This is a genomic window from Brasilonema octagenarum UFV-OR1 (assembly GCF_963888615.1).
Taxonomy (GTDB): domain Bacteria; phylum Cyanobacteriota; class Cyanobacteriia; order Cyanobacteriales; family Nostocaceae; genus Brasilonema; species Brasilonema sennae.
Window position 1 is genome coordinate 1 of record NZ_CAWPKW010000065.1, and the last position, 15,077, is coordinate 15,077.

General features: G+C 40.7%; 13 protein-coding genes and 1 pseudogene. 10 read left to right on the plus strand and 4 right to left on the minus strand.

Annotated elements, in window-relative coordinates:
• Positions 1–52 precede the first annotated feature (52 nt).
• The 3 genes from AC5590_RS05215 to AC5590_RS05225 all read right to left on the minus strand — a co-directional run bounded on the left by AC5590_RS05215 (position 53) and on the right by AC5590_RS05225 (position 3,726).
• Positions 53–637 carry an SRPBCC family protein gene (locus tag AC5590_RS05215; RefSeq protein ID WP_169268247.1) on the minus strand — a complete coding sequence of 195 codons (585 nt, stop codon included), beginning with the start codon at positions 635–637 and terminating at the stop codon, positions 53–55.
• 9 nt (positions 638–646) lie between these two features.
• A complete protein-coding gene (locus tag AC5590_RS05220) occupies positions 647–2,659 on the minus strand; it encodes a GAF domain-containing sensor histidine kinase (RefSeq protein ID WP_248277401.1) in 2,013 nt (670 codons plus the stop codon).
• A 731-nt stretch (positions 2,660–3,390) separates the two neighbouring features.
• Positions 3,391–3,726, minus strand: a complete 336-nt coding sequence (locus AC5590_RS05225) for a ribbon-helix-helix domain-containing protein (RefSeq protein WP_017315076.1) — start codon at positions 3,724–3,726, stop codon at positions 3,391–3,393.
• Between the two features lie 70 nt (positions 3,727–3,796).
• Here AC5590_RS05225 and AC5590_RS05230 point away from each other — a divergent pair, with 70 nt between their 5' ends.
• The 5 genes and pseudogenes from AC5590_RS05230 (at position 3,797) to AC5590_RS05250 (ending at position 6,529) form a co-directional block, all read left to right on the plus strand.
• A complete protein-coding gene (locus AC5590_RS05230; RefSeq protein WP_169268249.1) occupies positions 3,797–4,045 on the plus strand; it encodes a hypothetical protein in 249 nt (82 codons plus the stop codon).
• An 82-nt stretch (positions 4,046–4,127) separates the two neighbouring features.
• Positions 4,128–4,295: pseudogene (locus AC5590_RS05235) on the plus strand (HNH endonuclease); the annotation flags it as partial.
• 35 nt (positions 4,296–4,330) lie between these two features.
• On the plus strand, positions 4,331–4,747 hold the full coding sequence (locus AC5590_RS05240; RefSeq protein WP_169268250.1) for an alr0857 family protein: 417 nt from the start codon (positions 4,331–4,333) through the stop codon (positions 4,745–4,747).
• Positions 4,748–5,027: 280 nt separating this feature from the next.
• Positions 5,028–5,405, plus strand: coding sequence for a hypothetical protein (locus AC5590_RS05245; RefSeq protein WP_169268251.1), 378 nt, complete (start codon positions 5,028–5,030; stop codon positions 5,403–5,405).
• 686 nt (positions 5,406–6,091) lie between these two features.
• Positions 6,092–6,529, plus strand: coding sequence for a TOBE domain-containing protein (locus AC5590_RS05250; protein WP_169268252.1), 438 nt, complete (start codon positions 6,092–6,094; stop codon positions 6,527–6,529).
• Between the two features lie 127 nt (positions 6,530–6,656).
• On the opposite strand, the gene AC5590_RS05255 is transcribed toward AC5590_RS05250, so the two are convergent.
• Entirely contained in the window at positions 6,657–6,941 is a 285-nt protein-coding gene (locus tag AC5590_RS05255) for a DUF427 domain-containing protein (protein ID WP_169268253.1), read from the minus strand.
• A gap of 253 nt (positions 6,942–7,194) precedes the next feature.
• Between AC5590_RS05255 and AC5590_RS05260 the strand changes: the two genes are divergently transcribed.
• From AC5590_RS05260 to AC5590_RS05280, 5 genes are all read left to right on the plus strand, one after another.
• The gene (locus AC5590_RS05260; protein ID WP_169268254.1) at positions 7,195–7,920 is read left to right on the plus strand and encodes an FHA domain-containing protein; all 726 of its coding nucleotides are present in this window, start codon (positions 7,195–7,197) and stop codon (positions 7,918–7,920) included.
• A gap of 130 nt (positions 7,921–8,050) precedes the next feature.
• Positions 8,051–9,568 carry a serine/threonine protein kinase gene (locus AC5590_RS05265; RefSeq protein WP_169268255.1) on the plus strand — a complete coding sequence of 506 codons (1,518 nt, stop codon included), beginning with the start codon at positions 8,051–8,053 and terminating at the stop codon, positions 9,566–9,568.
• Positions 9,569–9,572: 4 nt separating this feature from the next.
• Positions 9,573–10,697: a PstS family phosphate ABC transporter substrate-binding protein gene (locus tag AC5590_RS05270; protein ID WP_169268256.1), complete on the plus strand. Its 1,125-nt coding sequence runs from the start codon at positions 9,573–9,575 to the stop codon at positions 10,695–10,697.
• Between the two features lie 121 nt (positions 10,698–10,818).
• Positions 10,819–12,969 carry a DNA helicase RecQ gene (recQ, locus tag AC5590_RS05275; protein ID WP_169268257.1) on the plus strand — a complete coding sequence of 717 codons (2,151 nt, stop codon included), beginning with the start codon at positions 10,819–10,821 and terminating at the stop codon, positions 12,967–12,969.
• 137 nt (positions 12,970–13,106) lie between these two features.
• Positions 13,107–14,564, plus strand: coding sequence for an amino acid permease (locus AC5590_RS05280; RefSeq protein ID WP_169268258.1), 1,458 nt, complete (start codon positions 13,107–13,109; stop codon positions 14,562–14,564).
• Positions 14,565–15,077 lie beyond the last annotated feature (513 nt).

The window sequence follows — 15,077 nt, forward strand, 5'->3', positions numbered from 1 at the left end:
AAATAAAGAGAGAGGTAGAAAATACTCGAGTATTTTCTACCTCTCTCTTTATTTATGCTTCTAACACTCGTTGGCGAATGGCAAGAAGGTTCAACTGCATATCATCGCTTATACGACGTTCGATGATTGCGATTGGCATAGTACGTTTAGGCCAAACCTTCACGGTGTAGTAAAGATATGTCCCCATATATTCACTAAAGGAGTAAGGCTCTAATAGCCAGCTACCAGAGAAGTCTTTGAAATCTCCTTCTACCATACGGAAATTAATTTCCTTAGGAAAAGATTCTTCTAAGTCCAGAACAACACGCGCACAAAAGTTAAAGCTCAGAAACCGCTGAGCGCCGATTTGTTCTAAACGAATACCTCCTTGAGGATGCTCAAGGAGGCGACTTTTTGTCAGATTGGGGATGAAGTCAGCTAAAGCTTCATAATCTGTGAGTACTTTCCAGACTTGTTCTACTGGCTGGGAAATTTGAAGCGAAGCCGTGATTTGTCGCTGTCGTTCTGCTATTCTCTCGATTTCGACGTCTACAGCTTGTAAATCATCTGTTTGAGTCGCTCCATTTCGTTCTAGATCGATGTCGTCGCTAATAACAGACAAATCCAGTCCCTCTTGTATGTTGTGTTCTTCAGTCACTTTCACAAGTTATGAGTCATTTTTATCAGAAAATTGGGGCAGTGTCAGGGTAAAGCAGATTGTACTGAAGCTAGAATCCTCTATGGGCGTACTTTCCACTGTAATTGTCCCATTGAGATGTTGAACTAAAGACTTGACCAGAGCAAGTCCCAAGCCTGCCCCTGGAGTCCATCTCCCTTTCCCCCGACGAAACCTGTCAAATATGTAACTAGCTTCTTCTTCTGAGATGCCACGTCCGATGTTGTTCACTTGAATTATAACTTGGTCAACCTCTTGATTGACTTGATGGGTGACTTGCAAATGGACAACAGTGTCATGTTCTGAGTATTTGCTAGCATTTGTTAATAACTCCTGCAAAATACGGTCAAAACTTTCTCTTTCGGTTTGCACTGTGAGTGGCGAATCTGGGAAATCTAGGGAAAGGCTTATGCCCTTATCTGCTAGTTTAGCCTCAAAAGTGGCAGACAAATCACGAATTCTTGTATTTAAATCAGTCGTCTCTAACTGCGGACGTTCATTATGAGTGGCTAATTCTTGGAGTTTTAATAAATCATTAATTAAATGAATCTCATCCGTGCAATCTTGCTCGATCATATGGGCGTATTTGGTTTGACGCTCGTTTAATTGCCCCATTTGACGTAAGTTACGGATAGCCACACTAATCCTTGTTAGTGGATGACGCAAGCGATCGCTAATATTGCTTAAAAATTCATCCTTCAAATCATTAAGCTTTTGTAATTGTTCAGTCTGTTGACGCTTCACTTCGTAAAGTCTTGCTTGAACTTCCAAACTACGTTGCAGTTGTGCTGTACGTTCATCTACCAATGTTTGTACTTGGCGTAGTGTCTGTGTTTGAATTATGGCATTGCTGAGTTGAGCACAGACCATTTGTACTATATTTAATTCTGTTGCTTGCCAATCGCGAGCAACTGCTTGCTGTAACACTAAAAATCCTAATACTTTACCTTGAATTTCTAATGGCATTAATAGCACTACAGGCAGCGCTTCTATAGCAAATACTGGGTTAACTGTTAAAGTATCTTTTAAATCTGTATCATCAATAATTAATGGATTTCCAGAGTTCACGAAGGCACGCTGGCATAGACCACAGTCCCTCAGAGAAAAGGAAATTTGTGAAATATCTAACTGATTTATTAGGGGAGTTTCGGTCGTTCCATTCCACTGGGCCACAACAGAGGCTTTTGCTTGCGGAATTTGTTGTTGTCGTCGATTTCTAAACAATGGATCGGTATACTTGAGCAGTATAAGCAGACCACGATCTGCTTCGAGAGCCTCAGCTGTGGAAGCAAGGGCCAGCCGAAGCATTTGATTGATCTCCAGATTGGTGCGACTTATAATAGTTAGTCGCTTGATTAAGCTTTGATGCTGTACACAAGTTCGCAGGTACTGATTTTGATCAGCAATCTGCTGTGCTTGTGCGACTTGAGAAAATGCGATCGCGCAACACGACTCCACAGCTTTTAAGAGCTGTTTTTGTGATTCCCGCCAAACGTATGGCTGCGATTTAATGAGACTAATCACACCGTTATTTTTACCACCAAATCGAGTGGGTATTGCTAAAACGGCCTTGATTGTTGGTGGCAAAGATTGACGTCCAATTGCCAAACATTTTTGAATTGTTGGAATATCCTCAATGGTGAATCTTTCAGACGCACATTCGATGACTGCTACGTCTAAGTGCTGTTCGGTTGAAAACATTTCATCTTCTGCACCAGACAACTCTAAGTTCTCTTCGGCACACCAGCTAGCAGTTATTGTCTCACTCGATACTTCTGATGATACTGTCACTAAGCTACAACCATCGACTTGAAAGGCAACTCCTATGACTTTGGCAAGATCTTGCAGCATCCTTGTCGGAGTCGAGCTATTGGCAATTATTTTGTTAATTTTGTTTACTAACTGGTAGACAGGTTCTTCCTGATGCGGCATCAGCTTAACCGAGTATTGTTTGTGTAGATTTACTTCATCTAAGCACTTTGACGGTGAGAAAGGTTTGTTCATTCTTGCCACACTCTTGAATATTGACCCCATTTTCTTCGTAAGCAACCTCTCGGAACATGATTCACCCAAAGCTTGTGCTACCTGTTATAGCCCCTTTCTATTGGAGATGGTCAAATCCTTTGTGAGAAATTTTCTTTATGTGTAAAAAATATTAAAAATTAATCAAGACACTGTTGTCAAAGAATTTCGGGTATGTTCGTCTTCAATAATTAGCCAACCTAGACTTAGAATATCCTGCCAGCCTCCATATACAAACCGTAATTTCTCTGGTTTTGAGGCTAAAACTCTGTAAAATATATCCGCGTTAACACTGATATATCTCTAACACGAAGGTATTTTTCTTTATCGTTATGGATTTGGTGAATGGGTTGAACCCTGGTAGTTGAGGTAGAAGAAAATCCTATCACCAAAAAGTTTCAGGGAAAGTGTGTGACTCACTTTTAGAAAAAACCAAAATTTTTTTAGGTGTTTATAGTCTTACTCATAATTGTTTACAAAATTTTACTTTTGACTCAGCTTTAGGGTTTTTATACCTCAGTGTTGTTGAAACTCCTGCGATCGAAACAGCCTCAGTCTTTTGCAAGGCATCCAAATCTATTGGATCAAAGAGTCTAATAATTTGATATCTTAAACTATTAAATTTAGTGATAAATAAAGAGAAAACAAAATTTTGAATGCAGCCCGTTGGAGTATCACATAGAACAACTGAGCTGCATTCAGTTGAAAAAAGTTTAACCAGCTAAACTCTCGACACTCAGAGGAACCATATCCCCATTTCTTGTCAGTCCTAGTAACATTGGTTGTTTTGGTTGAATGAGTTGACCTGTTAGTACACAGCGTTCTTCTTGTTGTGCTGTTGCGGCTATGCTAGCCCGAATATCGGCTCGCGAAAATCGCGGCTTCCACTCACCTGATTTTTGCTGCACATAATTCCAGAGGATGTCTCGAATCAGAGCTTGATATCCCTGATTACCAGCTAATTCTTTGAGTTTATCTTTCAATTCCCGTTCTAGACGGATGCTGGTGACTTCCATATCGGTGGTTGGTGTGCGAGCTATTGTATGCATCAGTTTTTCTCCTTAAAGTATGGACAGGATAGTAATACAAGTGTAGTATGTTTAAAGGAATGTTCAATAGGTGAAATTTTCTGTGAAATCCGTTTACCCCATCTCTACTTCCTTGCGTGTTGTCAACTGCCGATTTAGTTGGGAATCAGCCGCTGTGGGAGTGGAGTATTTATTTATGGGAGACGGTGCACAGAATAAATGGCAAATCACACAAGGCAATTATGATTCTCAATATGTCAGCATTCGTGTACTGAATGCAGTAGCAAAACTAGAACGACGAAGCGGGAGGTACAAGCAACAGGATGCTGTACCGATATAGAAGCACCAAGACTTAAAGGTCAAATTCTAACCCCCGCTTCCACTCAATAAGAAGCGGGGGTTTGTTTATAAGGAGTCAAGCTGTGACAAGCGCGATGCAAGTTTTAAAACAATCCGTGGTGGTGTTTTCTCAAAATGATATGCCACTGTATCGGGTTAATATCGAGCAAGCGATTGTATTGTTAGTAACAGGTAAAGCTGATCCACTATATTTTTCTAGCCAAAGCGGATCGGAAGTTCACTCACCCAGCTCAAGCAAACCTGGAATAACAGGAGAGCATAAGCAATGCTGAAATTAACATACACTGAAACGAGTTTTTGTTTAGAGTGTTTAGTTCAATCGTTGGAAGAATGGGTGCAAGCGCGAGTGATTTTGGCACTGCGAGTGGGTCAATCTCTATGTGTTGAACCCAGCACTGCTTCCTTTTTACTTCCTGTTAATTTGCCAGGAGTAGAAATACTTAAAGCTCTTGTCAATAGAGAGAACAGTGAAATTATCGCTCTTGTCAATTGTGATCACGAGTGTGTGGAAGTGACTCTGCGAGGTTATTGGCTATCAAATAGTTCTCAGGATGGTGATGGCATTTTTATCACCGCGAGCAGCGATTCATCTTATGGTGAACACTCTGCTTCACCTACTGAGTTTTTCCTCCACAAACTTTGGCAAGAAGCTCAACACAGAGCCTCTGTGATGAGCGAATAATGAGTTGTTGGCTTTCAGTCTGGTTGCTGAAAGCTGACAACTGTCATTGTTCTTTTTTTATGCCTATAGCTCACTTCTACAAGTAAAATCGAATCAGTCAGAGCGTGTCTTTGATAACAAATAGATGAAAGAAAGAGGTTTTCAATGTGTTAAAAAATATTCAATTTGTATGAATATTTTTATTCTAATTTTGAAAAAAATCTGGAGAAATTGAGGTTCCCTCATCATTGAATGCGAATTTATGTATAAGCTATTCCGTTGATAGTAAAGATTTTGTGCCATGAGCAGACGTTTTCTTCCTCCTCTTTCTCCAGATGATTTGCCTCCTACTCGGATGACACAACTTGATGAGTTATTACGAAGACAATTAGAAGATGTTATCTACAAACACTTTTTCAAAGCTTGTAGTTCAATGATTCGAGCTTTATTGTCTAATTGTCACTGGTATTTTCAAATAAAGGGTGGTACTTTAATACTGATCATTGTTAACTATGACATGGAAAGTTACTGGCATATAGCAAATGCTATCCCTCAAATGGTTAACAAATTAAAGCTATTTTCAAACACTGCAAAAATCCGTTTCTGTCCTCCATCTAAAGAGGGTATACCTTGGGAAATTGCGGTAGATGAAATATCGGATGAAAACGATGTGTCTTAGCACATGGTTACGAATGCTTCGCGCCAAAAGACCTGTTTGCAGGACTTACGGCGAACGCGAGTGCGTGCGCTTTGTGCTCAGTCGTGTCGAAGGGATAGAAAATACCCGTAAGGATCAAGGCGTTTGTTTCAAAAACGCCTTCCCTGCTCCCAAGGACCAGAGCTATCATTTCACAGAGTCTTTGGCCAAGACATGCTGAGGAATTGTGCAAAGCGCACTTCCCTGACTGGCGATTGGGCGGTCCTTATGTAAGGATGTAAGGATTAGTATTGCTTTCTAGATAAAATGATTAATCAATTGATACATATATAGGATGGTTCCGCAGATTTTTGCGAAGCTTCGTACAGTTTATGTTAAGCGTTAAGCGCGATGCACTGAGCGTGGTCGTTGTGTTCCCAACCTCAACTAGTAACTTCATAAACAAAACCGAATTCCTATATCATCTATATTTTCAGCTGGTAGTAGCAAATACAAGTAAGTTAGTGTTAAATTATGCTAAAACTGCGAAAAAGTCAAACAATCCTAAGCTAAATATTCACAAGCAAACTAGTAAATGCTGTGCCAATAAAAATAAGTTGTCAACTCAAAGGGAAAACAGCGGGACAGAGATTTATTTTTACAAGGATTGACACTTGGTAGGATCATACCAAGACAAGCTCATTATTACCAATAAAATTGGTAAAAGTATGCCAAGAAAAGAACAAGGATGGATTACTTTTCAAACCTCAGAGGAGGAGCGAAAAATTTTAGAAGAGTTTTCAAAGCAGTCTCAGCGCACTAAAACAGAAATTTTGCGCGAATTGGTGCGTGGTCTCAACAAGGAGTCTGCGCAACAGCCATCACTACCAACTCAACGGTATGAAACAGAGGAGGCTTGGACTTCTAGGATAGAAGTTTTTGCTCGCAAAAAACCACTCAAAGTCAGCTCCCGCAATATTCTTAAAGGAATTATTAAACGAGTTGTTACAGGAGCAGTTAACACTGAAGTCACCCTGGAGATCGTTCACAAAGTTGAACTCACCTCAATTATTACAAGAGTGTCAGCTGATGAACTCGGTTTGTCTGAGGGTACAGAAGCTTACGCAGTGATCAAGTCCAACGATATTGTTATTGCTAGGGATTGACATTTTCCCCCGCTAACCTTATTGCCCGTCAGTGACAAAATTATACAAAAGCCCTCACTCCTGAATCCTCTCCCAACTTGGAAAAGGATTTAGGGGTGAGGGTAGTTTTAGAAGTATTAAATTTTTACTAAGCTTCGACTTTCACGCCTCTCCAGAAAGCGACATAACCTTCAATTTGCTTAGCCTTCTCCTTTGCTTCAGGATAGTACCAAGCAGCGTCCTTGTTGAGTTGTCCATCAACTTCAATACTGTAGTAACTGGCCAGACCTTTCCAAGGACAAGTTGTGTGGGTGTTACTTTCCTTAAAGTACTGCTTGTTAACTGAGTCGGGGGGAAAGTAATGATTGTTTTCCACAACTACGGTGTTATCGCTTTCGGCTAACACAGTACCATTCCAGATTGCTTTTGCCATAGATCACAAGTGCTTATCACGCTACACATAACATTATGATTCTTCTGGTGAGCATCTTGCCCACGCATCAAATGGCTACACTAAGGAAATTTTTATCAAAAAAATTCAAGCAATTTTACATTAAAATTAGATGATTTTTAGATCACTTGTCAATTGCTGTAGGTACTGGGAGCAAAAATAATTGTCAGTAAAAGCAGCCTCACTGCATATTAGCAGCTGAGGTCACTGATAATTATCAGGAGGTATTTTATTTATGCGTTCAGAGTGTTATTTTCTTGATGTTCAAGAGCCAGATGGCAATAAGTACACCATTAAGCTAGAACAAGACTGCCTTACCGTAGGGCGCAGTAATGGCAATGATATAGTGCTTCCTAACCCAGATAAGACAATTTCACGAGACCATTGTGTCCTAAAATGTGAGGCCAATTGCTGGTGTGTAATAGATGAGTCAAGTGCGAATGGAACTTTCGTACAGCAATGGAATGATGATACTCGAATTGACGTACGTCAGTATGGTCGATTACAGCTGAACAATGGAGATGTCATCCTCATTCTTGGCAAGAAATTGTTGGAGGGAGAAGAACCTGTTTTTTGGAGGCTGACTTTTCGGGATTCTGACAAAACTGAGGGAATTTCCGGTTACCAGCTTTCCGCGTACATAGACTACTGTCTAAGTCAACAAAAGCTTTTTTTAGTTAATGGTAGTGAGCGAGAAGAGATTCACCTAACTCGAAATGAACGTAATCTCATTCACTATATGGCAGAACGCAATCAGGCAAATAACAATCAGCCTGTTGTGTGTGAGTATCAAGAGTTGATAACAGCAATTTGGGGAGATTCGTTTGGTCACACAAATAATGAAGTCACACACCTTATTTGGGTTATCCGTCAAAAAGTCGAATCAGATTCTGGGGAACCTGAGTTTCTCATAACGGAGAAGGCAAGAGGTTACAGCTTGAAGGTTAAACTGATTGCGTGAGTCAATAACTCATTTAGCATTGAAGCCAAATACCAGGTGTGGCATTTGGCTCCTTTATTAATTTCACAACCTTAAATTTATCTTAACCACAAACAATAGCCTATCCCCTATAAATAGATTTACCGCTCTCATGTGGTATGAGCGATCGCCAATTGAAGCTGCTAACCCAATATCTTCAATCAAACCTGGGACAGGCATTATGGTTCGAGAGTATCCTAGCTCCAATAACAATGGTAAGTCAAGTGACCCGACTAACAAAATTGCACAACACGAAATACAACAGAGATTAGATAAACAAGCGCAAGACCAGGAGAACATAATGAATTGCTGGCAGCAAGGTTATCAATTACAAACAGGTCGATACATTATCCAAGAAACTTTGGGAGAAGGAGGCTTTGGTGTTGTCTACCGCGCTAGAGATACACAATTAGATAGAGATGTTGTCATTAAAACTCTCAATAAAAAACTGCAACAAGACGAGCGCTTTGAGAGATTACAGGAAGATCTTCATAAGGAAGCAAAACGGCTAAGCAACTTCAATCATCGTAATATTGTGCAAATTTACGATATTCTTCATGAACAGGGGCGGCTGTACATAGTCATGGAATACATCAGGGGTGAAACTCTTGCCCGTCGGTTGGAACGACAAGGGATTCTGGAACAACAGGAAGCCTTAGATTATATCCGTCAAATCAGTGAGGCTCTTGAGGTAGTTCATAAAAATGAATTGGCGCATCGCGACGTAAAGCCAGGCAACATTATAATTCGAGATAGCACAAGAGAAGCTGTATTAATTGATTTTGGAATTGCCCGTGAATTTCATCTTCAAAGACATACTGCATATTCTTCTGAAGGTTATGCACCTCCTGAGCAGTATATAGAAAACGCGCCTAAGAAGTCTTATACAGATGTTTATGCATTGGCAGCAACTCTATACACTCTATTAACTAGAAAGGTACCTTCATCAGCTAGAGACAGAGAATATCAACTAAAGGAACATAACGAAGATTCACTAATTTCTCCCCTACAGATAAACTCAAGAATTAGTCTCGCTGTTAATCAAGCAATTATTCAAGGGATGGAACTGAAATCAGAGAATCGTCCTCAGTCTATACAAGAATGGTTATATTTACTTTCTACTTCTGAAGAAGAAAGTGAGCACGGTTTAGCGGTATCGAAAAATGAAATAGCGCCTATCCACACAACTAAAACAGCTACGATAAACACAAGTAATGCTTGGAATTTTCGACAAGTTGAACATAGCCCAACACTCCCTGAAAATGAAACAAGTTCTTTGGAATTCTTGGGCAGGGCAGCTCTTATGGGAGTTGCTATCTGGTTGCTAGCAATCAGTATCGTCAAGCTGATAGAAAATTCTGAAATTAGATTTTTGTTCAGCTTAATCTTTTGTATGGCTTTAATCTTTCTTGCTCAGTATCGTCTACCATCTCATGAACAAAGGGGTTATATCTTTATTAGTTCTGTCATACCAACTTTACTAGTTTTCCTTGCCGTAATATTCCAAATTCTTCCAGGAGTAGGGCTGAACACTCTGACACAATTACCAATAATTTGTGCGTTGCTAACTATTCTTACTGGAGCTTTGGCGTTTATTATAATGACTTTTTTTAAGTATTTTCATGAGTGAAAGTATGAGAAATCGTAATACAAAAAATAGAAATCTGCTGTTATATGGAATTATGGCTTCGTGCCTGACACTATTTATTTTTGTCTTGTTATTTATTCAACTTAAGGGAAAGTCAAGAGAACCTAAAATTTATCCGACAGCACCCACACCTACTCCTTCGCCCACAACTACTCCTATTAAAAAAAATAGCTGTCGCCCCGATGAAATTCAACAGGTAAATGTTTCACCAATACAAATAGTTCCCTTTGCAGGCTCAACAACTTTCGCACCACTTAATAAGCTAGAAGCTCCACTGAATGAGCCAGAAATTATTGCGATTATAAAGAGAGCCCATCCTCAATTTCCACTGCAATACATTGATCCCGCAAAATATGGTGAAACGCCTGGATCTGGTACAGGGATAAAATGGCTGATAAGAGGCACGCACAATTTAAGTTTTGCCCAGTCTTCACGACCTCTAAGCGATCAAGAAGTTCAAGATGCTAAAGATAGGAATATAAAACTAAAACAACAAGAGATTGCTTACGACCTCGTTGCAATCTATATCAATCCTCAATTGATTAAGCAAGGTTTGAAGGGTTTAACCTTGGCTCAGGTACGGGATATTTTCACGGGAAGAATTACGAACTGGAAAGATGTGGGAGGTCCTTACCTCAAAATTGCTCCTTTTAGACGTAACTCTGCGGATAGCGGTACAGTAAAGTTCTTCAAGGAGAATGTAATGAACAACCAAGAATTTGGCTCAAATGTTGCTTCGGTTGGACAAAAAGGAAAGCCCGAAAAGGAAATTACAACACTAGCCATACGCAAAGTTGCCAGCACTGTTGGTAGTATCAGTTTTGCTACAGCCTCGGAAGTTATCAACCAAGATACGATACGCATTCTCCCGATTGCCAAGGAAGATACACCAAAAAATATTGTCTCTCCCTGTACTGATGAAAGTTGTAAAGCTGTAGATACAAATGTCATTGCCAACCAAGTCTACCCAGAACAACTGACTAGAAAGTTATTCGTAGTTATCAAGCAGGATGGTGGACAAGATGAGAATGCGGGTCAAGCCTATGCCAATATGCTAAAAAGCTGTGAGGGTCAAGAATTGGTAAGACAAGCAGGGTTTGTCCCTCTCTAAAATGAATCATAGCTGTTTGGCATTAGGACAAACGTATCTGTGACTACTTTTGACCTTTTCTTGCCTGCAATTGACTATCATGTAAAGCAGGCACAATGCCTCCTTTGCAACACAGTCACTTATGTCACAAAATCCCAATTTAGAACAAGCGCTGAAATATTACTTTGGCTACGATAGCTTTCGCCTCGAACAGCGACAAATCATAGAACAAGCGCTCCAAAATCGGGATTTAATGATTGTGATGCCGACTGGTGGCGGAAAGTCGCTGTGTTTTCAACTACCAGCACTACTCAAAAAAGGTTTAACCGTGGTGGTGTCACCGCTGATCGCCTTGATGCAATACCAAGTGGAAGCACTGCGAGATAATGGAATTGCCGCAACATTTCTTAATAGCAGTCTGAATAGTTATAAAGTGCGATCGCGCGAAGAATACATCCTCAGCGGTAAAGTCAAACTGTTGTACGTCGCTCCAGAACGCCTACTAAGTGAAAGATTTCTTCCCTTTCTTGATTTAGTACATCACCAAGTTGGCATTTCAGCCTTTGCGATTGACGAAGCACACTGCGTTTCTGAGTGGGGACACGACTTTCGTCCAGAATATCGCCAATTGAAATCAGTACGAAAACGCTACCCAGATATTCCCGTCCTTGCGTTGACTGCGACAGCAACTGAGCGTGTCCGTGCTGATATTATCCAACAACTTGGGTTAAAGCAACCAAGCATCCATCTCGCTAGCTTCAACCGCACAAACCTTTACTACGAAGTCCGTTCTAAAACGAAGTATGCTTACGCCCAATTGTTGGAACTCATTCGGGAAACACAAGGTTCAGCAATTGTCTATTGCTTGACGCGCAAAAAAGTTGATGAACTGACTCTGAAGCTGCAACACGATAAGATTTCAGTCTTGCCTTATCATGCTGGATTAACTGATGAAGAACGCACCAAAAATCAAACTCGATTTATTCGAGATGATGTGCGTGTTATGGTGGCAACAATTGCCTTTGGTATGGGAATTAACAAACCAGATGTCCGGCTAGTCATTCACTTTGATATCTCCCGTAATCTGGAAAGTTACTATCAGGAATCAGGTAGAGCCGGCAGAGATGGAGAACCATCTCGCTGTACACTCTTCTACAGTTACGGTGATGTCAAAACAATTGAATTTCTCATCAACCAAAAACCAGACCCTCAAGAACAGTTGATTTCCAAACATCAACTGCGGCAGATGATAGACTACACAGAAGGAACCGACTGCCGACGGACAATTCAGTTAGGATATTTTGGGGAACGTTTTTCTGGTGATTGTGGTAACTGTGACAACTGTCGTTATCCCAAACCAGTAGAAGACTGGACAATTGAAGCCATGAAATTTCTATCTTGTGTGGCTCGATGTAAAGAAAGATTTGGCATGGGTCATATTATAGATGTGTTGCGGGGAGGAAAAACCCAAAAAATCACTCAATACGAACATGACAAACTTTCCACCTACAGTATTGGTAAAGATAAAACTACAGATGAGTGGCGAATGCTGGGGCGTTCTCTGTTGCATCAAGGCTTACTAGAACAAACAGCTGACGGTTATGCTGTCCTGAAACTTAACGCCTTAAGTTGGGAAGTGATGCGGCGACAGCGAACAGTTTCTATTGCAGTTCCTGTAGTACAAAAGCTCGCCTGGGACGAAGGAAATGAAAAAGCCGCTGAGATGGAATTACTGTTACAAAGGTTGCGTGCTTTACGTAAACAAATTGCTGATACGCAGTCTGTCCCACCATACGTCATCTTCGCTGATTCTACCCTAAAATTAATGGTGCAGGTGCAACCCCAAACCTTACATGAATTCAGTAAACTTTCTGGTGTAGTCAGTCATAAAGTTTCTAGCTATGGAGAAAAATTTATTGCAGAAATTCGCGCCTACCGTCAAGAGCAAGGTTTACTAGAAGAAAATTCCACACCTTTTTTCGGCTTACCTTCAGAAACTGAATTATTGACTTTACAGTTACACCAACAAGGTCTTAGCGTGACAGAAATTGCCGTCAAACGCAATCTTCGCCCTACAACAATCATTCGTCACCTTTCCGATTTAATAGAGAAAAATCAGTCAGTAGATTTTAATTTGTTAGTTCCTGTAGAAAAGCAGCAGAAAATTTTGCAAGTCTTAGAAATTCTTGGTGATATTTCCCTAACACCCATTAAAGAATATCTAGGTGATAACTATAGTTTTGATGAAATTCGCTTGGTAAGAGGAAAATGGCGACGGGAAAGTCAAAAATAATAGGCGTGTTATTTTTCAATATATCAGTATAAATCCGTATACCTTATTCTTATCTTTATAAGAATCTTTACGTTTCTTTTGCCCAAGTACTTATAAAATCTGGGTACAATTGCGTATAATCAAGTAAGTAACAGGATATGCTCAAGCAAATATTTACGGGTTTTGCTGATTATGGAAGTGTCAACGAGAGTTATCTCAGGCAGAGACAACTCAGAGGAAATACGGGTTTTTGGCTGTTATGGAGCTATGGAGTCGGCGTTGTCATATCAGGTAATTTCACTGGGTGGAACTCTGGTTTGATAGCAGGCGGCTTTTGGGGGATGACAATTGCTACCCTGCTAATGGCAATCATGTATATATGCCTAACCTACAGTCTGTCTGAAATGTCAGCGATGCTCCCGCATACGGGAGGGCTTTACTCCTTCACGCGCACTGCCTTTGGTCCGTTTTGGGGCTATATATGCGGTGTAGCCATGATTGTTGAGAACGTACTAGCTCCAGTTGTCGCTGTGATTGCTGTCACCAGCTACTTGAAACCGTTAATTCCTGGTGTACCAGCTTATCTTGTTTGGGTGGTGATCTACGCTATCTTCACAGCGATTAATATCTGGGGAATGAAACAGACTTTCAATGTGGGTTATGTGATCACGCTCATTGCGCTGATAATCTTAACAGTATTCTATGTATTAATACTGGCATTGGGCGTTTTCAAAATGAACCTTCTTTTTAATGTTCCTGCTAATACAGGGCAATTGGCAACGTGGTTGCCCAAAGGTGTGTCAGGGATTTTCGCTGCAATTCCTTATGCTATTTGGTTCTACCTGGCGATCGAGCAACTTCCACTAGCTGCTGAAGAAAGCCGTGACGCGTCTGACGAGATTCCTCGTTCTCTGATAGCAGCCATGTTCACTCTGGTTGTGCTTTCAGGATTTACCTTGGTATTGAACTCCGGTGTAGGCAATGGTGCTGTTGCTGTTGGTCAATCAAGCGCTCCATTGGGATATGGGTTAGAAGCTTATTTTGGTAAAGGTCCGGTTACTACCTTTTCCACAGCAGTCTTAATGTCTTGTGGCTTGCTCGCTAGTTTCCATTTTACTATCTACGCCTACGGACGAACATTCTTCTCTCTTGCTCGTGCTGGGTATATCCCGCGCTGGCTAGCAGTTACTGGCAAAAGTTATACCCCTTACAGATCATTACTTTTGGGTACAGTAGTTGGATTAATTTGTGCAGTTACTATTGATGTTTTAGGAGGTGAAGTCAAAGATGTCATGTTGAATATGGCGGTTTTTGGGGCATTAATCATCTATATTTTGGTGCTATTGAGCTATATCAAGCTCAAGAGTACTCATCCCGATTTACCAAGACCGTATCAAAGTCCACTAGGGATTTGGGGTGCGGCTGTTGGTGCTTTACTGGCAATTGTTGCTTTACTTGCTTGTTTGTCTGTACCCGCATACCGGCCTGGTGCTTGGGGTGTTGCTATCTTCACAGTCATAGCAATTCTCTACTTTTTGTTCTACAGCAAAAATCACTTGGTTGCTCAGGCTCCTGAAGAAAAGGCAGCACTCATAATAATGAAGCAGCGGGTTTAAGAGTTATCAATTATCATTTTGAGTTATCAGCTATAGCAGTCCTAAATAATTCAGAAAAAATCTTTTTGTGTCTTCCCTACATTTGCTTTGTGGTAGCCTGCGGTCAGCCCGGCCCGTTACAAAGCGACACCCTACATTTAACGCATCTACCATTTAAAAAAACTTAAAACTCAAATTGGATTGCAATATCAGTTTTCTTGGTTAGATAACGGTTTGAATATCAGTTTATAGTGCTTGATGAATTACGTAATGACTCATTGGTAATAGATATAAATTTCAAAATCAATTAAGCTTTTTGAATTAGGAATTTTGAATTTAAGCGATTTGCCTGAGTCATAACCTGTTTAATCTTTGCTCAACACTCCTAGGGTGTTAGCAATACGGTTCGGATAAGATCCCCCCGCCTGCGGCGACCCCCTTAAAAAGGGGGTAAAAGAGGGTTATAAGCCCCCCTTTTTAAGGGGAGCCAGTGCGTTGGGGAGCCACTGCCGTGCGCGGGTTCCCCGCGTTGAG